Origin of the sequence: Cryobacterium ruanii, assembly GCF_004404055.1 — a bacterium.
In the GTDB taxonomy this organism is placed as follows: domain Bacteria; phylum Actinomycetota; class Actinomycetes; order Actinomycetales; family Microbacteriaceae; genus Cryobacterium; species Cryobacterium ruanii.
This window is the reverse complement of record NZ_SOHK01000024.1, coordinates 1-20,186: the sequence shown is the minus strand read 5'-3', so window position 1 is coordinate 20,186 and position 20,186 is coordinate 1. Positions and strand designations below refer to the sequence as shown.

General features: G+C 62.7%; 20 protein-coding genes, 1 tRNA gene and 1 pseudogene. 8 read left to right on the top strand and 14 right to left on the bottom strand.

Annotated elements, in window-relative coordinates:
- The first annotated feature begins 72 nt into the window (after positions 1 to 72).
- The gene (rsmD, locus tag E3T47_RS14990) at positions 73 to 648 is read left to right on the top strand and encodes a 16S rRNA (guanine(966)-N(2))-methyltransferase RsmD (RefSeq protein WP_134556854.1); all 576 of its coding nucleotides are present in this window, start codon (positions 73 to 75) and stop codon (positions 646 to 648) included.
- On the opposite strand, the gene thiL is transcribed toward rsmD, so the two are convergent.
- Positions 645 to 1,682 (bottom strand): thiamine-phosphate kinase, encoded by a 1,038-nt coding sequence (gene thiL, locus E3T47_RS14985; RefSeq protein ID WP_134556853.1) that lies wholly within the window; start codon positions 1,680 to 1,682, stop codon positions 645 to 647. The genes rsmD and thiL overlap by 4 nt on opposite strands.
- Positions 1,683 to 1,706: 24 nt before the next feature.
- On the opposite strand from thiL, the gene E3T47_RS14980 reads away from it, so the two are divergent.
- Positions 1,707 to 2,231: a DUF3515 family protein gene (locus E3T47_RS14980; RefSeq protein WP_134556852.1), complete on the top strand. Its 525-nt coding sequence runs from the start codon at positions 1,707 to 1,709 to the stop codon at positions 2,229 to 2,231.
- Between the two features lie 8 nt (positions 2,232 to 2,239).
- Here the strand turns inward: E3T47_RS14980 and E3T47_RS14975 are convergent, their stop codons facing one another.
- From E3T47_RS14975 to E3T47_RS14940, 8 genes are all read right to left on the bottom strand, one after another.
- Complete coding sequence (locus E3T47_RS14975; RefSeq protein WP_134556851.1) at positions 2,240 to 3,337, bottom strand: D-alanine--D-alanine ligase family protein; 1,098 nt, start codon at positions 3,335 to 3,337, stop codon at positions 2,240 to 2,242.
- Entirely contained in the window at positions 3,237 to 4,388 is a 1,152-nt protein-coding gene (locus E3T47_RS14970; RefSeq protein WP_241982300.1) for an NAD(P)H-dependent glycerol-3-phosphate dehydrogenase, read from the bottom strand. The genes E3T47_RS14975 and E3T47_RS14970 overlap by 101 nt, the downstream gene beginning before the upstream one ends.
- On the bottom strand, positions 4,378 to 5,148 hold the full coding sequence (locus E3T47_RS14965) for a lysophospholipid acyltransferase family protein (protein WP_241982299.1): 771 nt from the start codon (positions 5,146 to 5,148) through the stop codon (positions 4,378 to 4,380). The genes E3T47_RS14970 and E3T47_RS14965 overlap by 11 nt, the downstream gene beginning before the upstream one ends.
- A 25-nt stretch (positions 5,149 to 5,173) precedes the next feature.
- On the bottom strand, positions 5,174 to 6,481 hold the full coding sequence (murA, locus tag E3T47_RS14960) for a UDP-N-acetylglucosamine 1-carboxyvinyltransferase (protein ID WP_241982317.1): 1,308 nt from the start codon (positions 6,479 to 6,481) through the stop codon (positions 5,174 to 5,176).
- Positions 6,482 to 6,648: 167 nt separating this feature from the next.
- On the bottom strand, positions 6,649 to 7,260 hold the full coding sequence (leuD, locus tag E3T47_RS14955) for a 3-isopropylmalate dehydratase small subunit (RefSeq protein WP_134556850.1): 612 nt from the start codon (positions 7,258 to 7,260) through the stop codon (positions 6,649 to 6,651).
- A 1-nt stretch (position 7,261) separates the two neighbouring features.
- On the bottom strand, positions 7,262 to 8,722 hold the full coding sequence (leuC, locus tag E3T47_RS14950; protein ID WP_134556849.1) for a 3-isopropylmalate dehydratase large subunit: 1,461 nt from the start codon (positions 8,720 to 8,722) through the stop codon (positions 7,262 to 7,264).
- A 153-nt stretch (positions 8,723 to 8,875) separates the two neighbouring features.
- Positions 8,876 to 9,667, bottom strand: coding sequence for a PP2C family protein-serine/threonine phosphatase (locus E3T47_RS14945; RefSeq protein ID WP_134556848.1), 792 nt, complete (start codon positions 9,665 to 9,667; stop codon positions 8,876 to 8,878).
- Positions 9,668 to 9,704: 37 nt separating this feature from the next.
- Positions 9,705 to 10,730, bottom strand: a complete 1,026-nt coding sequence (locus E3T47_RS14940) for a TerC family protein (RefSeq protein WP_134556847.1) — start codon at positions 10,728 to 10,730, stop codon at positions 9,705 to 9,707.
- A gap of 390 nt (positions 10,731 to 11,120) precedes the next feature.
- On the opposite strand from E3T47_RS14940, the gene E3T47_RS14935 reads away from it, so the two are divergent.
- Entirely contained in the window at positions 11,121 to 12,146 is a 1,026-nt protein-coding gene (locus E3T47_RS14935) for a methyltransferase (protein WP_241982298.1), read from the top strand.
- Positions 12,147 to 12,245: 99 nt separating this feature from the next.
- On the opposite strand, the gene E3T47_RS14930 is transcribed toward E3T47_RS14935, so the two are convergent.
- Positions 12,246 to 12,321 (bottom strand) — tRNA-Glu (locus E3T47_RS14930).
- Between the two features lie 140 nt (positions 12,322 to 12,461).
- Here E3T47_RS14930 and E3T47_RS14925 point away from each other — a divergent pair.
- From E3T47_RS14925 to E3T47_RS16850, 4 genes and pseudogenes are all read left to right on the top strand, one after another.
- Entirely contained in the window at positions 12,462 to 13,112 is a 651-nt protein-coding gene (locus tag E3T47_RS14925; protein WP_134556846.1) for an MBL fold metallo-hydrolase, read from the top strand.
- Between the two features lie 123 nt (positions 13,113 to 13,235).
- The gene (locus E3T47_RS14920; RefSeq protein ID WP_134556845.1) at positions 13,236 to 13,973 is read left to right on the top strand and encodes an ABC transporter ATP-binding protein; all 738 of its coding nucleotides are present in this window, start codon (positions 13,236 to 13,238) and stop codon (positions 13,971 to 13,973) included.
- Positions 13,970 to 15,262, top strand: coding sequence for an ABC transporter permease (locus E3T47_RS14915; RefSeq protein WP_134556844.1), 1,293 nt, complete (start codon positions 13,970 to 13,972; stop codon positions 15,260 to 15,262). The genes E3T47_RS14920 and E3T47_RS14915 overlap by 4 nt, the downstream gene beginning before the upstream one ends.
- 47 nt (positions 15,263 to 15,309) lie before the next feature.
- Positions 15,310 to 15,498: pseudogene (locus tag E3T47_RS16850) on the top strand (hypothetical protein); the annotation flags it as partial.
- A 58-nt stretch (positions 15,499 to 15,556) separates the two neighbouring features.
- On the opposite strand, the gene E3T47_RS16620 reads toward E3T47_RS16850, so the two are convergent.
- Positions 15,557 to 15,691 (bottom strand): hypothetical protein, encoded by a 135-nt coding sequence (locus E3T47_RS16620; RefSeq protein WP_277871854.1) that lies wholly within the window; start codon positions 15,689 to 15,691, stop codon positions 15,557 to 15,559.
- A gap of 22 nt (positions 15,692 to 15,713) precedes the next feature.
- On the opposite strand from E3T47_RS16620, the gene E3T47_RS14905 reads away from it, so the two are divergent.
- Positions 15,714 to 16,028 (top strand): hypothetical protein, encoded by a 315-nt coding sequence (locus E3T47_RS14905; RefSeq protein ID WP_134556842.1) that lies wholly within the window; start codon positions 15,714 to 15,716, stop codon positions 16,026 to 16,028.
- A gap of 14 nt (positions 16,029 to 16,042) precedes the next feature.
- Here E3T47_RS14905 and E3T47_RS16010 read toward each other — a convergent pair whose 3' ends face one another.
- The 3 genes from E3T47_RS16010 to E3T47_RS16005 form a co-directional block, all read right to left on the bottom strand.
- Positions 16,043 to 16,915: a response regulator gene (locus E3T47_RS16010; RefSeq protein ID WP_166805734.1), complete on the bottom strand. Its 873-nt coding sequence runs from the start codon at positions 16,913 to 16,915 to the stop codon at positions 16,043 to 16,045.
- 4 nt (positions 16,916 to 16,919) lie between these two features.
- Positions 16,920 to 19,703, bottom strand: coding sequence for a response regulator (locus tag E3T47_RS14895; RefSeq protein WP_134556841.1), 2,784 nt, complete (start codon positions 19,701 to 19,703; stop codon positions 16,920 to 16,922).
- A 272-nt stretch (positions 19,704 to 19,975) separates the two neighbouring features.
- Positions 19,976 to 20,186: hypothetical protein (locus E3T47_RS16005; protein WP_206751341.1), on the bottom strand; the 211-nt coding region annotated here is incomplete at its 5' end.

The following is a 20,186-nucleotide window of genomic DNA, read 5'->3' as shown; positions in this document are numbered from 1 at the left end:
GCGCCAACACAGTTCTCTCGCGTTCACTGCCTTCCAGCGGCTGCCTGGGCGGCAGCTAGGCTCAGTAGGGTTATGACGCGAATTATTTCCGGGTTTGCCGGCTCCTTGACTTTGACGGTTCCCAAGTCCGGTACCCGGCCGACCAGCGATCGAGTGCGGGAAGCTATCTTCTCGGCCCTCGACTCCCTCGATGCCCTGCATGGCATGCGCGTGCTGGACCTGTATGCGGGATCGGGCGCGTTGGGGCTCGAGGCTGCGAGCCGGGGCGCGCGCGTGGTGACGCTTGTCGAGAACAGTTATGGCGCGGCGGCCATGTGCCGCAAGAACGGCGAGGCGGTGCAGCGGTCAGCACCGAAGGGCACCGAGTTGAAGATCGCGGTGTCATCGCAGGCGGTCCAGTCGTTTTTGGCGGCCACCAAGGACGGTTTCGACGTCGTTTTCATCGACCCGCCCTACGATCTGACTGAGGTTGAGTTGGGCCACAATTTGAGTGCGCTGGCACCGCTGCTGGCCGACGACGCGCTCGTGGTGCTGGAACGCAGCTCGCGCTCGCCCGAGCCCGAGTGGGGCGCGGGACTGGTCTTGGAGCGCCGCAAGGACTATGGCGACACGACCGTCTGGTATGCCGCACCCGCCGACGTGGATTAGCCGGCAGCACCGTCCCAGCCCCGGTATGGGTCCCACCCGACCTGGTCGTGTGGGGCGCCGTCAAGCGTGATCGTTCCCGCCACGATCGAAGCGGATGCCGCCACGACCGTTCCGAGACGGCGAAAGCCGGGCGGCAGAACGATGTCGGGCGGGAAAGTGGCGAGCAGCCCGTGGTCTTCGCCGCCCCCGAGGGCGACCTCGATGCGCTCGCCCAGGCACGCGGAGTCGAAATCGATGCCGACTCCGCTCGCCCGGGCGATCCGGCCGGCGTCGATGGCTAGACCGTCGGAGACGTCGAGCATGGCGGTGGCACCGGCGAGGGCGGCGAGGGGGCCACTGTCAATCGGCGGTACCGGGGTGAGCTGCGCGGCCACTTCGCTGGGGTGGGTGAGCTTGAGGGTGTTGGACCGATCGAAGTCGGGAACCCCGTCGGCGTCAACGCCGAGGCGAAACAACAGTTCGAGGCCGATACCGGCATCACCGAGCCGTCCGGCGAGCGCCACGGTGTCGCCGGGGCGTGCTCCCGAGCGCAGCACGGGTGAACGGCCCTCCAGGTCGCCAAACGCCGTCACGGCGAGGGTGAGCGCGTCTGAGGCCGACAGATCGCCGCCAACGACACCGCAGCCGGGGGCGAGGGCCTCGCAGCAGTCCCGCAAGCCGTCGGCGATGCCCTCGAGCACCGACACGGGCGTTGACGGTGGTGCGGCGATCGCTACGACGAGGGCGGTCGGTCGGGCGCCCATCGCGGCTACGTCGGAGAGGTTGGTGGCGGCTGCCTTCCAACCGAGGTCGTGCGGCGTCGACCAGGCGAGGCGAAAGTCCGGCCCCTGAATCATCATGTCGGTCGTGACCACGAAGCGTCCGTCGGGCGCGGAGATGACCGCCGCGTCATCACCGGGGCCGAGAAGCTGCGCCGTTGCCGTCGGCAGCCGGGGAAAGATCCGCCCGAGCACGGCCCCTTCGCTCAGGTCGGCAAGAGTTTCGGACGCGGCGGAGCGCGAGGCTGGAAGCGGGGCATCCGCTGCGGTGGTCATGTAAGAAACGGTAGCCTGAATATGATGTCTCACCGATTCCTACTCCCGCGCTCCGCGCCCCTTCGTTCCTTCGCCGCCGTCACCGTTCTCGCGAGTTCGCTGCTGCTGGCCGGCTGCGCCGCTGCCGTGCCGCTGACGCCGGCCGCCGACGCCACCAACGTGGCCTGCGCCGACGTGATCGTGCACCTGCCGTCGACCGTTGCCGACCAGGCGTCGCGCGAGACGAACGCGCAGGCAACCGGCGCCTGGGGCGACCCAGCCAGCGTGCTGTTGCACTGCGGGGTGACGGTGCCGGTGCCCACAACGTTGCCGTGCCTGAACATCAACGGCATCGACTGGATCGAAGACGACTCAGAAGCACCGACCTACCGCTACACGACATACGGGCGCAACCCGGCCATCGAGATTGTGATCGACTCCGAAGCGGTGAGCGGCTCCACCGCACTGATCGACGTTGCCAACGCGGTCGGTTACCTGCCCGCGACCGGTGCCTGTGTCGGCGCCGAAGACGTGCAGCTGCCCACCGATGGGGCCACGAGCGCCCCGTAAACCCCTGGTCAGGAACCGTGGCGGGCGTGGGCGACGGCCACCGCGATGAGTTCGTCGATCAGTTCGGGATAGGTGTAGCCGCTCGCCAGCCAGCAGCTCGGAAACATGGAGATGCTCGTGAAGCCAGGCATGGTGTTGATCTCGTTGATCACCCATCCCGAGTCGGTGAGAAAGAAGTCCACCCGGGCCAGTCCGGCACCGCCGATCGCCTCGAACGCTGCGATGGCGAGGCGCTGAACGTCGGCCAGCTCGTGCGGTGCCAGGGGCGCCGGGCAGACCAGGTCGACACCCGGCGCGCCCTGGTACTTCGCCGCGAAGTCATAGAAGTCGCGGCCGGTCACGACGACCTCACCGGCCACGGACGCGCGGGTCGGCTCCCCCGGCCGGCCCTGCAGCACGGCGATCTCCAGCTCCCGACCGATCAGCCCGGATTCGATGAGCACCTTGGTGTCTTCGGCGAGCCCATTTATCATGGCCTCCGCCAGCTGGTCCGGTGTCGAGACCTTGCTCACGCCCACGCTCGACCCGGCACGCGCCGGCTTCACGAAGGCGGGCAGGCCCAGCTGTTCGAGGGCGGCATAGGCCATTCCGGGGGACTCTGCCCAGTCATCCGCTGTGAGTGTGCGCCACGGCGCAACCGGTAGTGCTGCCTGTTGAAAGACGGTCTTGGCGAAGTGCTTGTCCATCCCCAAAGCGGATGCCAGCACTCCCGACCCGACGTACGGCAGGCCGAGCAGGTCGAGCAGGCCCTGGATGGTACCGTCCTCGCCGAACGGTCCATGCAAAATCGGGAATATAAGGTCGATGGAGCCCAGCGTTCGCTCCCCCGAGCCGTCGACGACGGTCAGTTCCCGGCTCGACGCACTCTGTGGCCAGCGCACCCGGGTACCGTTATCGGCGACGACCGGCAATGTCTCTGCATTCAGCGAGAACTTCGCCGGGTCGTTGTCTTCGAGCACGAACGCGCCATCCCGGGTGATACCGACCGGAATGATCGTGTAACGCTCAGGGTCGAGGGCTGCCAGCACTCCGCCTGCCGTGGCGCAGCTGATCGAGTGTTCGCTGGAACGCCCCCCAAAGAGAAGCACCACCGTGAGCTTGTCCATCGTCAAGTGTCCTTTCGCCCTGCGGTTCGCCGGAGTCTGTTGTGAGGTGCGGCGCTAAGTCGCGGGGGTTGAGGGTGCCGTCGAGTACCTGGCGCACCTGTTCGACGATCGGCATCTCCACGCCCTTGGCGCGGGCCAGTTCGAGAACGGGCTTCACCGACGCGAGGCCTTCGGTGGTCTGTTGCATCTGTTTGACTACATCGTTGATACTGTAACCCTGGCCGAGCAGCCGCCCTGCCGTGTTGTTTCGCGACAGCGGCGACTGGCAGGTCGCGATGAGGTCGCCGAGGCCGGCCAGGCCGGCCAGGGTCTCGGCTTGAGCACCGTAGGCGACCGCGAAGTCGGTCATTTCGACCAGGCCACGCGTGATGATCGAGGCCTTGGTGTTCTCGCCGTAGCCGACGCCGTCGACGATGCCGATGGCGACGGCGATGAGGTTCTTCAGCACGCCGCCGAACTCGGTGCCGATGACGTCGGTGTTAATGTACGAGCGAAAGTAACGATTGGTGGCCAGTTTCGCCACGGCCTGCGCGGTTTCGAGACTCGAAGACGAGACAACAGCGCCGGTGGGCTGTTCCTTGGCGATTTCCAGGGCCAGGTTGGGCCCGCTGATCACCGCGATGCGAGCGGGGTCGGTCTGCAGCACCTCTTCGATCACCGTGCTCATGCGCATTCCGGTCGAACGCTCGACACCCTTCATGAGCGAGACGATGATCGCGTTCTCGGCCAGGTACGGTTCGACCTGCTTGAGGTTTTCACGCAGCGACTGGCTGGGCACCGAGACGAACACCATTTCGGCACCGGCCAGGGCCAGGTCGAGGCGGCTTGTGGCCCGCAGGCCGACCGGCAGGTTCACGCCTGGCAGGTAGTCGCTGTTGCGGCGCGCTTCGGAGATCTCGCGCGCCAGTTCGGGGCGGCGAGCCCAGAGAACGACGTCGGCGCCACCATCCGTCAGAATTTTTGCGAAAGTCGTTCCCCAACTTCCCGCCCCCAGCACGGCTACCCGAGTGCCTGAATGAATCTTGGGCTGCTGCGGGTTTCTAGGCTTCAAAACGACCGGTCTCTTTCTGATTGTGCTCCGACGGGTTCCAGCGCTCGGTCGGGGCTTGCTCGCCGCGCAGGTCTTCGAGCAGCGCCGTGATGGCCACCATCACGACCGCGGTCGCCTCGTTGAGCGTGGCCGTATCGAGGCTACGTCCCCGAAATTGGGACAGGTCGAGCGGGTCGCCGATTTTCACCCTGATGGTCTTGCGCGGAAACAGGCTGATCTTCTTGGAATAGCGTTCCATCAGGTGCTGGGTGCCCCAGTGGGCGGCCGGCACGATTGGAATCCCTTGCTCGAGGGCGATGCGCACGGCGCCGGTCTTGCCGCGCATCGGCCACAGGTCGGGGTCGCGGGTGAGCGACCCTTCCGGGTAGACGACCACGATCTGGCCCTTCTCGACCAGGCGCTGGGCGGCCTTGACCGGTTCGCTGCCGCGCACCGATCCGCCACGCTGCACCGGAATCTGGCCCGATTTGGTCAGCACCCAGCCGATGACGGGAATCTTGAAAACGGATGCCTTCGCCAAAAAGCGCGGCAGCCGGCCCAGCTTCCAAGCCACGACGCCCATGACAACGGGGTCGATCTCGCTGTAGTGGTTCGGCGAAAAGACGAACGCTCCGCTGCGCGGAAACTTATGAGCGTCGATGATCTCGTAGCGAGCAGCGAGATTCATCACCGGCAGGATCAGCCCGGCGAGAATCCAGAACGCGCTCGGCTTGCTCTTCTCCGAACGAATTCGGGTCGGTGGCTCGGGTGATTCTGGCACGGTGTTATTTTCAGGCACGCGACCATTATCCTTCGAGATCGAAGTCCGCCCCCAAAAGACGCAGCTTGCCGATGAAGTTCTCGTATCCGCGGCTGATGATTCCCACGTTGCTGACCGTGGAAGTACCCTCGGCCGAGAGGGCGGCGATCAGGTGGCTGAAGCCACCGCGCAGGTCGGGCACGACGATGTCGGCACCGTGCAGCTTGGTCGGCCCGGTGATGACCGCCGAGTGGTTGAAATTGCGCTGGCCGAAACGGCACGGATGACCGCCGAGACATTCCTTGTGAATCTGAATCGTCGCGCCCATTTCAACGAGCGCGTCGACAAAGCCGAACCGCTGCTCGTAGACCGTCTCGTGCACGATCGACGTGCCGTGCGCCTTGGTCAGGGCTATGACGAGCGGCTGCTGCCAGTCCGTCATGAAGCCGGGGTGAACATCCGTTTCGATGATCACGGGCTTCAGATCGCCGCCCGGGTGATAGAAGCGGATGCCGTCGTCGCAGATGTCGAAAGCGCCGCCGACCTTGCGGAAGACGTTGAGGAAGGTGATCATCTCGGCCTGGCGGGCACCTCCGACGAAGATGTCACCGTCGGTGGCGAGGGCGGCGGCAGCCCAGCTGGCGGCCTCGTTGCGGTCGAACAGTGCGCGGTGGTTGTAGCCCAGAAGGCGTTCGACGCCCTCGATGCGAATCACCCGGTCGGTGTCGACCGTGATGATGGCACCCATCTTCTGCAGAATATTGATGAGATCCATGATCTCGGGCTCGATTGCTGCGCCTTTGAGCTCGGTGATACCGTCGGCTCGCACCGCGGTAAGCAGCACCTGCTCAGTCGCTCCCACGCTCGGGTAGGGCAGCTCGAGCTTGGCGCCCTTGAGACCGTTCGGTGCCGACATGCGGATGCCGTTGGGCTGCTTCTCGACGACGGCGCCGAACTTGCGCAGTACCTCGAGGTGAAAGTCGATCGGCCGGTCGCCGATGCGGCAGCCGCCGAGGTCGGGGATGAAGGCTTCTCCGAGGCGGTGCAGCAGCGGTCCGCAGAACAGGATGGGAATGCGCGAGGAACCGGCGTGGGCGTCGATCGCGGCGAAGTGCGCGCTTTCCACGTCGACCGGGTCGAGGATGAGGTCGCCGGGCTTGGCTCCCTCGGTCACTTTGACGCCGTGTACCTCGAGCAGCCCCCGAACGATCCGAACGTCGCTGATGTTCGGAACGTCCTTGAGCACGCTGGGTGTTTCACCGAGCAGGGCGGCCACCATGGCCTTGGTGACGAGATTTTTCGCCCCCTTCACCTCGATACGGCCGATCAGCGGGATACCGCCCCGGATGGTGATCTTGTCGGCGGTGAGGCCAACGGATGCCCCGTGGTTCTGGGCACTCCCCCGTTCGTTCGCGTCGTCGTTGAGCCTCGCGGCGTTCAAATCCTTCGCCTCTTGATCACGCCGGGCTTCCCTGAGAGTGCTCACAAATTACCTGTCCTGGTGCAGATTGATGCAAATTATTACGGTGACTCCGGGGACCGCGCGGGAAGGGTTTGGGGCAACCACGACTCTCGCATCGCTTCGAACTCACTGATTCGCGCTTCGTCACGCAGCGTCAGCCCGATGTCATCGAGACCTTCGAGCAGCCGCCATCTAGTGTAATCATCGATCTCGAAATTCACGGTCAGATCGCCGACACGCGCGGTTTTACCCACCAGATCCACGGTCAGCTCAATGCCAGGGTCTGACTCAACCAGGTTCCACAGGGTTTCAGCATCCGCTTCGCTGATCTGGCCGGCGAGCAGTCCCTGCTTACCGGAGTTGCCGCGAAAAATGTCGCCGAACCGGGGGCTGAGCACTACGTCGAAGCCGTAGTCGCGCAGGGCCCAGACCGCGTGTTCGCGTGAGGATCCGATACCGAAGTCGGTCCCGGCGATGAGTACGCGACCGCCCTGGTATTCCTTCTTATTGATGACGAAATCGGGATCGAGGCGCCAGGCCGCGAACAGGGCGTCTTCGAAGCCGGTGCGCGTAACGCGCTTGAGGTATACGGCGGGAATGATCTGGTCGGTGTCGACGTTTGAACGGCGAAGCGGCACCGCGATGCCGGTGACGGTCGTGAACTTCTGCATGCTACTGGTCTCCATCTTGAACGAGGTCCCACGGGCTGCTGAGCGTGCCGCGAATAGCCGTGGCGGCCGCGACGAGCGGCGACACCAGGTGGGTGAGCCCGCCCTTACCCTGGCGTCCCTCGAAGTTGCGGTTACTGGTGGACGCGCAGCGTTCGCCGGGTTCGAGCTGGTCGGGATTCATACCAAGGCACATGGAACAGCCGGCAAACCGCCATTCGGCACCGAAATCCAAGAAGATCTGGTCGAGCCCCTCGGCTTCGGCTTCGATGCGAACGCGGGCCGAGCCGGGAACAACCATCATGCGCAACCCCTCGGCCTTGGTCTTGCCCTTGATGATTTCGGCGGCAGCGCGCAGGTCTTCGACCCGGCTGTTGGTGCAGGAGCCGAGAAAAACGGTGTCGACCCGAATCTCCTTCATCGGAGTGCCGGCCGTGAGGTTCATGTATTCCAGCGCCCGCTCGGCGGCCGAACGCTCGTTGGCGTCGACGATGTCTGCGGGGTTCGGCACGGATCCGCTCAGCGAGACGCCCTGCCCGGGGTTGGTGCCCCAGGTGACGAACGGTTCGAGCTCGTTCGCGTCGATGACGACCTCGGCGTCAAAGCTGGCGCCCTCATCGGTGGCCAGGGTCTGCCAGTAGGCAACGGCCTTGTCCCAGTCGGCGCCGCGTGGTGCGTGCGCCCGGCCCTCGAGGTAGTCATAGGTGGTCTGGTCAGGGGCGACCATGCCGGCGCGGGCACCGGCCTCGATCGACATGTTGCAGATGGTCATGCGACCCTCCATGGAGAGGGCACGAATGGCCTCGCCACGGTATTCGAGCACGTAACCGGCTCCCCCACCGGTACCGATCTTCGCGATGACGGCGAGGATGATGTCCTTCGCGGTGACCCCGGTGCGCAGTGCGCCGTTGACCGTGATGGCCATGGTTTTGAACGGGTTCAACGGCAGTGTCTGGGTGGCCATGACGTGCTCGACCTCGCTCGTACCGATGCCGAGCGCCATGGCTCCGAAGGCACCGTGCGTTGACGTGTGCGAGTCACCGCACACCACGGTGATGCCCGGCTGGGTCAGGCCGAGCTGCGGACCGACCACGTGCACGATGCCCTGTTCGATGTCACCCAGGGAGTGCAGGCGCACACCGAACTCGGCGCAGTTGCGTCGCAGGGTCTCAATCTGCGTGCGGCTGGTCAAATCGGCGATCGGCTTGTCGATGGCCAGCGTCGGCGTGTTGTGATCTTCGGTCGCGATGGTCAGATCGGGCCGGCGCAGCGTTCGATTGGCGAGGCGCAGCCCGTCGAAGGCCTGGGGGCTGGTGACCTCGTGCAGCAGGTGCAGGTCGATGTAGATGAGGTCGGGCGTGCCGTTCTCACCCTTGGTGACAAGGTGCTTATCCCAGACCTTCTCGGCGAGCGTGCGCAGGCCGGTGCTGGAACTAACCTGCGAAGTGGGTATTGCGTTGGTCATTTTGAGCGTCTTCCTCACGAATCGATGGCGGCCACGCCGAACTTGCACGACGAGGGAGGCCTCAGGACGGGGACTCGTCGCGGCACAGAAGACGTCGGCTCAGCACCACGGCTTCAGGCTAACACCTCGCTCAGCAACCTGGCTCGCACGCAATCAGTCGAACGTCGACTCCACGTAGATGACGCTCACGTTGTCCCGCCCGCCGTGTTCGATTGCTTCATCAACGAGAATGTCAGCACAGCTGCGTCCGTCGCCATCCAAACGGATGTCCATGGCCAGTACCCGCGCGATCGCCGCGTCGTCGAGTTCCTTGGTCAGCCCGTCGGAGCAGATGAGAAAGGACTGCTCACCCAGGGCCGGCAGCAGCCAGACATCGGCATCGACGAACTCGTCGGCGCCGATGGCGCGGGTGATGACGTTGCGCTCGGGGTGCTTCTCGGCGTCTTCGCGAGAGATCAGGCCGGCATCAACCATCTCCTGTACGGCGGAATGGTCGACCGACAGCTGGGTCAGAACGCCATCGGTCCAGGTGTAAACGCGTGAATCACCCACGTTGAACGCCATCCAGTGGTAGCCGACATCATCGCCGGCATCGACGAAGGCGATGCCGGCGAGGGTCGTGCCCGACACCGCGGTGCCGTAATCGTCGGCCGCGCTAAGATCTCGCACGGCATCATTCGAGGAATGAATGGCGTCAAGGATGCGCTCCGGCGTCGACGGCAGGTCACGGGCGATGTGCTCGTCGAAGACGCGCAGCACAGTCTGGCTGGCGACATCGCCGTGGGCGTGGCCGCCCATCCCGTCAGCCACGAAAAACACCGGGGACTGCGCGAGAACGCTGTCTTCGTTGACCTTGCGCACGCTGCCGACATCGGTGCGCACGCTGAAGGAGAGGCGGGCGGTAGCGGTGGAGAGTTCTATCGTGCTCTGCTGGTTCAGAGTCATGAGAACTCCCCGTTCGCCGGCGCCCGGCCTCGATCAGTCATTCGTTGGCGTTTACCGAGATCTCTTCGGCCAGAGTGTGGCCTCGCTTTTTGGCGTCATGATTGGCCTTGATCAGGCTTGCCACGGTGGCCACGGCCATGCTACCGATGATCACGCCGAGCGAGGTCCAGGTACCGATCTCCGGCGCCCATAGGATGTGGTTGCCGCCGTTGATGAAGGGCAATTCGTTCTCGTGCATGGCGTGCAGCACGAGCTTGACACCGATGAAGCCGAGGATGACCGCGATGCCGTACTTGAGGTATTCGAGGCGTTCGAGCAGTCCGCCGAGCAGAAAATACAGCTGGCGCAGGCCCATAAGAGCGAAGATGTTGGCCGTGAACACGATGAACGGACTCTCGGTGATGCCGAAGATGGCCGGAATAGAGTCGAGCGCGAAGATAAGGTCCGTCGTGCCGATCGCAATGAACACGATGAGCATCGGGGTGAAAACCTTTTTGCCGTCAATCCGCGTACGCACTTTGGCGCCGTCGAATTCCGACGAGATGCGAATTCGGCGACGCAGCAGACGAATAACCGCGTTCTCCTTGTCTTCGGTGTCCTCCTCCGACGACAACGCCTGCCTGACAGCGGTATAGAACAAGAACGCCCCGAAGATGTAGAAGATCCAGCTGTAGCTTTCAATCAGCTGGGCGCCAAGCAGAATGAAGATTCCGCGCAGCACGAGTGCGATGATGATGCCCACCATCAGAACTTCTTGCTGATATTTCCGCGGCACCGAGAACCGGGCCATGATAATCACAAAGACGAACAGATTGTCGATGGACAGGCTGTACTCGGTCAACCAGCCGGCGAGGAATTGACCAGCGTGTTCGGCGTCTCCGAGCACAAGCATCAGCACGGCGAAGATCAGGGCCAGCCCGACGTAGAACGCCACCCAGAGGCTGGCTTCTCGCATGCTCGGAACGTGCGGACGCTTGTAGACAATCAGCAGGTCGGCGACCAGAATAAGGGTCAGAACAACGAGTGATCCAACTTCGAACCAAAGAGGGAGGGCGAGTTCCACGGGGGCCTTTCAAATGATGATGGGAAATCGGGCGTAGCAGAACCCGAAAGTCTCTCCCACATCGATGGCGCCTCAACGGCGCACACCGATACCACCGCGACCGGGGCCCCGCCAGTGCGGCCCGTGTTGACGATCGCGACGTAGAGCCCGACCGGGCCCAGAGGGATACTCCCTTTCGCTTGAAGAAGCCTAACAGTGTGACGGTCCCGCGCGCACCGTCGCCCCGTCGCAGGTCGCGACCGCGGCTTATAATTGAAATTTATGACTATGGACCGGGCTTCGATTGCGGCTGCTGACAGCCCACGGCAATTCATCGACTGGTCAGAAGATGGTCAACCGGCCACCGCATCCTGGCGATCGGCCAACGGCGCATTAGCCCCGAAACGGGTCGTGCCGGTTGACGACACCATCACAGCGGACGCTGCCTACCGGCTGGCCTCGCAGGGGGTCGCGATGCTCTGGACCGGCGACTTTCAGAATGCCCGCCAGATCCTGACGGCGCTGGAGCACCGCACCAGGCCTCGCCCCGATCAGGCCGAGCGCACGACCGCCGAGCTCTTCTACCGCTATCGGCAGAACCGCTCGCACCGGGCACGTATTCTCGGACTCCTGCTCGTTCCGCTCGGAATCGGCAACATCATCGCGTTGCGCCGTGCGCCCGACATTCACGCTGCCACGGTCGCTGCCTATGGAAGCATCACCGAGGCATCCGTTGTGTCACTGCACGAGGTGCTCGGCACGATCGGCGCCCATCAGTGGCGCAGCACAGGCATTCCCGTTGCCGCGTTGAACGCCAGCATTCATCCGCACTATGGCACGTTCTTTCCGGTGCGCAGCGAATACGTCGACCTCGTGGCGAGGGCTCCGCTGGCAACGCCGACAGTGGCCTTCGACATCGGTACCGGCACCGGGGTGCTCGCGGCGGTGCTGGCGACCCGGGGCGTGCCCCGGGTGGTCGCAACGGATATCGAGCCACGCGCCGTCGCATCCGCTCGCGAGACGGTATCGCGACTGAAACTCTCCCGGCAAGTTGAGGTGCAGTTGACAGATCTGTTTCCCGAGGGACGCGCCGATCTGATCGTGTGCAACCCGCCCTGGATCCCCGCGACGGCGCACTCCCTGCTCGACGCGGCCGTCTACGACCCCGGTTCCCGCATGCTCAAGGGGTTTCTGGCCGGCGTGCTTGGCCATCTGCAACCCAATGGTGAGGTCTGGCTCGTGCTCTCCGATTTCGCCGAACTGGTCGGGTTGCGCTCACGCGACGATCTCCTGAACGTGATCGCTGCCGCTGGTCTGCGGGTGATCGATGCGCTTGAAGCACCCGCCGTACACTCGCGCGCCGCCGACTCGAGGGACCCGCTGCACGAGGTGCGCCGGAACGAAGTCACCTCACTTTGGCGACTCTGCGCTTCGTAACAACCGAGCCAGCTGACAACGACGCCAGCTGAACCGGCCGGGTCGCCGACCGGTTATACAAGAATACCCGGCACCTTCGCGGGGAAGGCAGCCGGGCAATGGTGACCCCAGCGGGATTCGAACCCGCGTTACCGCCGTGAGAGGGCGATGTCCTAGGCCGCTAAACGATGGGGCCGTTTTGCAACTTACCGAGTATGCCACACAGAAGAGCGCACTTCCAAACTGAGCCTGCGCGGCGCGTCGCGGTGGCGACAATCCGCAATCATGAAAGCGGATGCTGTTGCGCCACGACCCGAATCGGGGTTAGCTCAGGGCATGAAACTGACCAAGCTGGAGCATGCCGCCCTGATCCTTGAGCTCTCGGGTAAGAAGCTGTACATCGACCCCGGTTCGTTCACCACCGCCCTCACCGGCACGGCGGGCGCCGTCGCCGTGGTAATCACCCACGAACACGCCGACCACTGGACCCCGGAACAGTTGGGCCGCATTGTGGAAATGAACTCTGACCTGCGCATCTTCGCGCCGGCCGGCGTGGTGAGAGCCATCGCCGCGGTCGATGCCGACCTCGAGGTCACGACGGTGCAGGCCGGCGACGTGATCAACGTCGATCCGTTCACCCTGCGCTTCTTCGGTGCCAGACACGCCGTCATCCACGAATCAATCCCGGTCATCGACAACGTCGGCGTGCTCGTCAACGACGAGCTGTATTACGCCGGTGACGCCTTCACCATTCCCGAGGGAGTGGAGGTGGGCACGCTCGCCGTGCCGGCGGCAGCGCCCTGGATGAAAATCAGTGAGGCGATGGATTTCGTTCTGGCGTTGAAGCCCAAACGAAGCTTTCCGACCCACGAGATGCTGCTGTCCCGCGTCGGAAAAGATCTGTCCAACGCTCGATTCCAAAGCGTCACCGAGCACGGCGGCGGGGAATTCTTCCCCCTGGAACCGGGCGACAGCCTCGACTTGTAGCCCGATCTGCGGCGCAGCATCCGCTTGAAGACGGCATGCCCTCAGGTGATTTGCAACAACTGCAACTTAGGGTGCAGTTACTGCAAAGGGGCCCGTACGGGTCGCCAGAACCGAGGGAAACCAATGGACTCCGAGTGGGTAATTGATGCGCAAGGCCTGGAGAAATCCTACGGGTCGGGTGCGAGCCGTTTCGACGCCCTGAAGGGCGTGTCAGTTCAGATCGCGCCCGGTGAGACAGTGGCGATCGTCGGTAAAAGCGGGTCGGGCAAGTCGACCCTCATGCACCTGCTTGCCCTCCTCGACAAGCCCGACCGGGGAACGCTGCAGGTCGCCGGCAAGGACGCCAAGGCGCTGTCGAAGCGTGCGGTCAACGAACTGCGCAACAAAGAGTTCGGCTTCGTCTTTCAGCAGTTCTTCCTCACCCCTAACGTGAGCGTGCTTGACAACGTCATTCTGCCGCTGAAGATCGCCGGCATGGGCGGCAGGGAGCGGCGGCGCCGCGGCATGCAAGTTCTCGAACAGCTCGAGCTGGTCGACAAGGCCGGCAACAAGGCCACGACCCTCTCCGGTGGGCAGAAACAGCGCGTCGTGATCGGGCGGGCCCTGGTCAATGCGCCGCGCGTGATCTTCGCCGACGAACCGACCGGTAACCTCGACACCGCCACCGGAGCCGTGGTCGAAGACATCCTGTTCGAACTCAACCGCAGTCAGGACATCACGCTCGTCATCGTCACCCATGACGAGGAACTCGCCGCTCGCTGCGATCGCCAGATCTACATTCGCGACGGACTCGTCGTACCGCAGACCGCCGCAACGCACACTGGCGCGCACGCGATGACCACCGCCGGAGGCCCGGCATGAGAATCAAAGACCTCGTCGCCACCGCGATCTCCAACACCTTTCGCAGCAAGCTCCGCACGACCCTGACCGTGCTGGCCATCTTCGTCGGCGCGTTCACTCTAACCCTGACCAACGCGGTCGGCGCCGGCGTCAGCCAGTATGTCGATGCGCAAGTAGGCGCCCTCGGCTCCCCCGACGTGTTCATCATCACGCAAGCGACCGATGCCAGTACCGCCGGCGACGGCCCGGTGGAGTTTGACGCAAGCTCGTCTGCATCGGTCGCCAGCAACCAGGGACCTCCCGGTACGACGACCAAAGCGCTGACGGATGCCGACCTCGTGACGATCGGCGCCACCGCCGGCATCGAGTCGGTCGATCCGATCCGATCGGTACAGCCCGACTATATCGAGTACGACTCCGGCACACCCTACGAGTTCAGCATCAACGCCACCTCGGCCGTTACCACGGCCGACCTCACAGCGGGCGCGCAGCTCGATGGCGGCGCCAGTGAAGCGCAGCTCGTGCTGCCCGATACCTTTGTACTCCCCCTCGGGTTCGCCTCGGCGGAGGACGCAGTGGGGGCATCCGTTTCCATCGGGATAACCGACATTCTCGGAGAGAAGCACACCGTCGACGCCACCGTTGTCGGCGTCTCCCTCGAGAGCCTGCTTGCTGCGGGCGCCGGGGCCAACGACGCGCTGATAGCCGAGCTGGCCGACGCGCAGTCCAGCGGCATCGACACAGCTGTCACAAGTTATGGTGTGGCCGTGGCTCACTTCGACACCACGCTGTCAGCGGATGCCATCACGGCGCTCAAGGCGGACCTCGCTACCGCGGGTTACACCGCTCGCACCATCGAAGACCAGCTGGGGGCAGTTCAGACGGTGATCAACGGCATCGTCGGAGTGCTGAACGCCTTCGCCGTGATTGCCCTGATAGCCGCCGCGTTCGGCATCATCAACACCCTGCTCATGAGCGTTCAGGAACGCACCCGCGAGATCGGCCTGATGAAGGCCATGGGTATGAGCAGCGGCAAGGTCTACACCCTGTTCAGCCTCGAAGCCATCGTCATCGGATTCCTCGGCAGCGCCATCGGCGCCGGTGTGGCCATCGGGCTCGGCTCCGCGCTGAGTGCCGCGTTGTCGCAGGGACTGCTCTCCGGACTGCCGGGGTTGAACATCCTCCTGTTCGAGCCGGCGTCGGTGACCTTCGTCATTGGACTTGTCATGCTGATCGCGTTCCTCTCCGGCACGCTGCCGGCCCAGCGCGCGGCCAAGCAGAACCCAATCGAGTCCCTGCGCTACGAGTAGCGCTTTGGCACGCTGTGAATGGCCAAAACCGATGATTCAGGACCGACATGACCCACCCACCGATGCCATCCGCGACAGCGCACCTGCGCGTGCTCACTCGTAAAGACAGGCATCAGGAGGCGAAGCTGCGCGTGGAGCGCAGTGCCGTCAGCCTTGTATTTAAACATGGTTTCAACAACGTCACCGTGGCTATGATCTGCAGCCATGGCGGTATTTCCCAGCGCACCTTCTTCCACTATTTCCAGACCCAAAGACCGCCATCCTCGGCGCCGAACCGCTCACCGTCGATGAAGGTCAGGCCCGCGCCTTCATCGGCGCCCCCGGCGATGTCTGCTGCCCGACGTGCTCATCCTGATGAGGGCGATCGGCCTGCGCGACGGCATCGACGAACAGCTGTTCTCCGACCGCCTGCGAATATTTGGGCTGCATCCGCAGCTCATGCAGGAGGCAAATGGAGCGAATGACCCGGGTCACCGGCGAGATCATCGAGCTGGTCTACTCACGCCTCGGACGCGGAGCTGACGCACACTCCGAGAATGAGTCCGACCGGGCCTTTCGGCACGGCCAGGCAGAACTAGCCATGCACGCCATGCTGGGCGTGCGTTTCATGGCGGCGCAGTGGATGCCCGCCCAAGACTGTGCGGCCGGGTCCGATGCCGATACTGGTCGAAACACGGCTGATCATGACCGGGCTCCGACCCTGGCCGAGTCGCTGAGCAGAACGATTGAAGTGCTGCGCCGCTCGCTGTGTATTCCGGGTCTGTAGACGCGGCAAGATTATCAGTTGTGTTCCCTGGGCAGCCATTTCAGCAGGGCCGCCCGCAACTTGGCCAGGTGCAGGGGTCGCGTGAGATATTCGTTCATGCCGACCATGCAGGCGGGGTCGGGATCGCCGCGCTCGGCGCTGGCGGTCATGGCGAGAATCGGCAGGCGAATACCAGGCACCGCTGCTCGAATGGCCGCTGCCAGTTCGTAGTCGCTCATCTCTGTAGTGTGGAGGTCCGTGATCACGAGGTCATAATCGCCCGTCGTCCACCGGGCGAACGCCAGCGCGCCGTTGGCCGCCACATCCGCGTCGTATCCGAGCAGGTTCAGCTGCCACAGGATGAGTTTCTGGTTGGTCGGATTGTCTTCAGCTACGAGAATACGGGGCGCACCTGGAACGCGACGCGCGGCCCACGCCTGTTCCGTGGGTGCAGCCAGTGAGGCCGAATCGTGGTGCGACGTCACGGGATCCAGAACACTGCGGTTCGATGATCCTGCCTTGAAGGATGCGGCTGCATTGTCGACTCTAGGCACGAACCAATTTATCGCGTCCTGAAGCTCCTGATAGTGCAGAGGCTTGGTGATGTAGGCATCGCACCCTGCCTGGCGCGCTAGGTCCTGATCACTGGGCAGAGCCATCGCGGTTAACGCTAGCACCGGGATCTCGGAGGTGATCGGGTCGTTCTTTAACTCGGCGGTAGCGGCGAATCCGTCCATTCCCGGCAGCTGGATATCCATCAGAATCAGGTCCGGCACCTCGACCCGAGCAAGCAACAAGCCGTCTTCGGCGTTACCGGCTCCCCACGTCGCGTGACCCGCGCGGCGCACGAGCAGGGTGACCAACTTCATATTGGTGGGGTTATCTTCGACAATCAGAATTCTGGCCATATCGCTACCCGCCCGCCGAATCGCCGCGAAAATCTCGCGACTTTAAAGCGCGCTTCACCTCGGCCATGAAAGACGTTCGGTCGAAATTTTCCGTCCCCAGCACTCGCACGGGCTGGCTTGGGTCGCTGTCAATCACCGCTGATTCCTGCGTGGTGAGTGGCTTCGCAGTCACGATCAGCACGGGGATATGTTCGGTTGTCTTGTCGCTCTGCAATGCCAGCACGACCTGATAGCCACTGAACCCTTCCATCATAAGATTGAGCAGCACGAGGTCCGGATGCAATCGTTGTGCCATCTCGATGGCCTCGTCCTTCGTAAAGGCACGTTCGACCAGATACTCCGGGCGAGTCAAGAATCGTGCGATCACGTCAATGGTTTCAGGATCATCGTCGGCCACCAGGATGCGTCGCGCGCGCAGCGCGTCAGGGCTGAGGTTCAGCGCTTTTAGCGACTGTTGCAGCGCAGCTCGGCTGATCGGCTTCTCCAGAACGGCGGCCGCGCCGTGGGTCAGGGCCAGGCTCACATCGGTACTCCCCGCAATGATCACGATCGGAACCGAGGCAAGATCAGTGAACTCGTGCAAGCGCCTCAGAAAACCCCAACCGTTCATTCCCGGCAAACGGATGTCGAGAGTGATGAGGCTGAGATGCTGGCGTGGGGCGATTTTCAAGCCCTCCTCGCCGCTGCGAGCGACGAGGACCCGAAACTGTTCAGCCTCCAGCAGTAGCCGCAGCACTTCAGCTCCGTTGGCATCATCTTCGATTACGAGAACAGTGGGCTTCTCCAAACCCGCTTCGGAAGCTTGCCAAGGCTGAGATGTCACGGCCCCAGCGACGGACCCTGCGACGAGGTGGCGCGTCGAGGTCGAGTCCGCCCTGACGTCTGAGGTACCCGGCCCGGCCTCCGATAATGCCGCGACTATCGGGTTGAACGGATGCGGCTTCGCCCGACCAACATCGGCCGCCTGAGCGCTGGCACCACGCTTCGCAGGGTTGCCGTCGATACCCGACTCTTTTGAACCCGGCAGTGACCAGAGCGGTGCGACCTGATCGGTTGCACCCAAGGGAATCCAAACCACAAAGCTCGAGCCCTCGCCCTCAGCGCTCGCCACAGCGACCGTGCCGCCCTGGATGCCCACCATTTGCTTAACTGTAGCCAGACCGAGGCCGGTGCCCGTGTTTTGTCGGGCCGGCGCACCATCGATCTGACTAAACGCCAAGAACAGTTTCGACATATTCTTCGACGAAACTCCTATCCCCGTGTCGTCGACACGAATCTCAAGAAAATTTGCAACGGCGCTTTGGGGCAACGGAAAATCGTGCACGGGCCGCGCGCCGGGGATGTGACCAACCGTACTCCGCCCGACACGTTTCGCTGTCAGGGTGACCTGCCCCTGGTCGGGAGTAAATTTCACCGCATTGGACAAAAGGTTGTACACGATCTGCTTGGTTTTTCGCATGTCGAGCAGTGGAGAACCGAGCTTGATAGCACTCTTAAAGCGCAGTTGTATGCCGTGCATGGCGGCATCATCCCGCACCATCAGCAGACTCTGTTCCAGCAACAAGTGCACATCGACGGGCTCTAAATCTATATCTACCACTCCCGCCTCGATTTTAGAGAGGTCGAGGATGTCGTTAATGAGCGCCAGTAAATGATGCCCGCTTGTATAAATATCGCCTATATACTCTCGCTGGGCATCACTTAACTTGCCCACGAGTCCCTCTTTAAGCGACTCAGAAAACCCGATAATAGCATTCAAGGGCGTGCGCAATTCATGCGACACAGTGCCCAGAAATTCCGTCTTCATTCGGCTGGCACGCTCCAACTCGATATTGGTTTCTTTGAGCGCCTGCTCGAACCGTTTGCGTTCGGTCACATCGCGAGCGGAGGCGAAGACTCCCTGCACGACACGATCCCGGTCGTAAAACGTTGCCGCGTTGTACGAGACATCTGTTTCATCGCCGTTAATCGCACGCACCGTGAGCTCGTAGTCGTTGACTCTACTTTCCGCAAGGGCCCGCCGAATCGCAGTGTCGGCGCGTTCGGGATCCGTGAAGAAGTTGCGGCACGGAGCGCCGATGAGCTCATCCCTGGTGCGCCCAGTCAGGTCGATCGTCTCTTGATTTACGTCAGAGATGATCCCATTGGTGTCGGTCATCATGAGCGCATCAATGTTAGATTCAATGAGTGACCGGGTATAAAACTGTTGGTCGCGCAGTCGTTGGTCGAGAACCGATTGGGCGATTGTTGCCTGATTGCGTGCCGTATTGTCGGTCTTGATCAGCAGATAGCCGATAATTTTTGCGTCAGCGTCACATAACGCCGTGACTGAGATCGTGGTTGGTAAGCGGCTGCCGTCCTTGCGGATTGTGGTCAAGTCGTAGATGTCTTCGATTCGCCGGCTCGCCTTATAAACGAGGGCCTCAAAGCCGGGCTGGATCGCAGTCTCGAATTCGACGCTTAGCCGTTCTGCCCGCGCGATAATTTCGTCTGGATCGTGCAGGTCTCCCGGCATCACCTTATTCACGACATCTTCGAGCTTGTAACCAAGCATGTGTTGAGCGCCCACATTAAAAATTTGGATCACTCCATTGGCGTCTGTGGCGATACATGCAAAATTGGAACTATTGAAGATTGCATTCTGCAGGCTGACGATCTGTTCCAGCAGTTTCGTGTCGGCGACGCCCTTTTGTGCGACCGAATACTCTTCGCTTGCCTGGGTCAGTTCTTTATCCAATTTATTCTGAGTCGAAGACCAAGACTCGTCTTTGCTGCGGCGTTTAGTCATACTCACCACGCTTTCTGTGATCTGCGAAGAGGAACCCAGAGCCTCGTTAACGAATTTTTCTCATTAAATCTACAGCATGCTTCACCCGAAATGCCCACCGCACAGGGACCGCCGACAACGGGCGGCGCGGGGGACTTGTCGTTGTCAAGCGGCAAGGGGTGTGTTTGGTTCCATAAGGAATGCCGGCGCGCAGCATCGCGAATAAAGTGTCGCTCGAGATTTGCTTGGGGGCCAGAAGTTGGACGTTTGCCTTGAGTTTCAGGCAGCGTGGGCTAGGCGAGCGTCGTTGAGATAGCTGTGCAGTGGTCTTCGATGGCTTTCAGGGCCTGGCTGGCGAGTAGCACGCGATGGTAGCGCTCGTCCATGTCAGCGACGGTTGAAATGTAGTCCAGAATCGACGGTTTAAAACTAGGCCACCCAAGCACGATAGATGGGTGATCACAGTGGAAGATTGGGCTTTGGTTCGTCGCCTTCACTTGAGCG

What these genes read in the sequence shown, in the direction of transcription:
- E3T47_RS14905 (WP_134556842.1), top strand. Translation starts at nt 15,714, where the DNA reads ATGGAGCGAATGACCCGGGTCACCGGCGAGATCATCGAGCTGGTCTAC.
- rsmD (WP_134556854.1), top strand. Translation starts at nt 73, where the DNA reads ATGACGCGAATTATTTCCGGGTTTGCCGGCTCCTTGACTTTGACGGTT.
- E3T47_RS14980 (WP_134556852.1), top strand. Translation starts at nt 1,707, where the DNA reads ATGTCTCACCGATTCCTACTCCCGCGCTCCGCGCCCCTTCGTTCCTTC.
- E3T47_RS16620 (WP_277871854.1), bottom strand. Translation starts at nt 15,691, where the DNA reads ATGCAGCCCAAATATTCGCAGGCGGTCGGAGAACAGCTGTTCGTCGAT.
- E3T47_RS14945 (WP_134556848.1), bottom strand. Translation starts at nt 9,667, where the DNA reads ATGACTCTGAACCAGCAGAGCACGATAGAACTCTCCACCGCTACCGCC.
- leuC (WP_134556849.1), bottom strand. Translation starts at nt 8,722, where the DNA reads ATGACCAACGCAATACCCACTTCGCAGGTTAGTTCCAGCACCGGCCTG.
- E3T47_RS14915 (WP_134556844.1), top strand. Translation starts at nt 13,970, where the DNA reads ATGAGAATCAAAGACCTCGTCGCCACCGCGATCTCCAACACCTTTCGC.
- E3T47_RS14975 (WP_134556851.1), bottom strand. Translation starts at nt 3,337, where the DNA reads ATGGACAAGCTCACGGTGGTGCTTCTCTTTGGGGGGCGTTCCAGCGAA.
- E3T47_RS14925 (WP_134556846.1), top strand. Translation starts at nt 12,462, where the DNA reads ATGAAACTGACCAAGCTGGAGCATGCCGCCCTGATCCTTGAGCTCTCG.
- E3T47_RS14920 (WP_134556845.1), top strand. Translation starts at nt 13,236, where the DNA reads ATGGACTCCGAGTGGGTAATTGATGCGCAAGGCCTGGAGAAATCCTAC.
- leuD (WP_134556850.1), bottom strand. Translation starts at nt 7,260, where the DNA reads ATGCAGAAGTTCACGACCGTCACCGGCATCGCGGTGCCGCTTCGCCGT.
- E3T47_RS16010 (WP_166805734.1), bottom strand. Translation starts at nt 16,915, where the DNA reads ATGGCCAGAATTCTGATTGTCGAAGATAACCCCACCAATATGAAGTTG.
- thiL (WP_134556853.1), bottom strand. Translation starts at nt 1,682, where the DNA reads ATGACCACCGCAGCGGATGCCCCGCTTCCAGCCTCGCGCTCCGCCGCG.
- E3T47_RS14895 (WP_134556841.1), bottom strand. Translation starts at nt 19,703, where the DNA reads ATGACTAAACGCCGCAGCAAAGACGAGTCTTGGTCTTCGACTCAGAAT.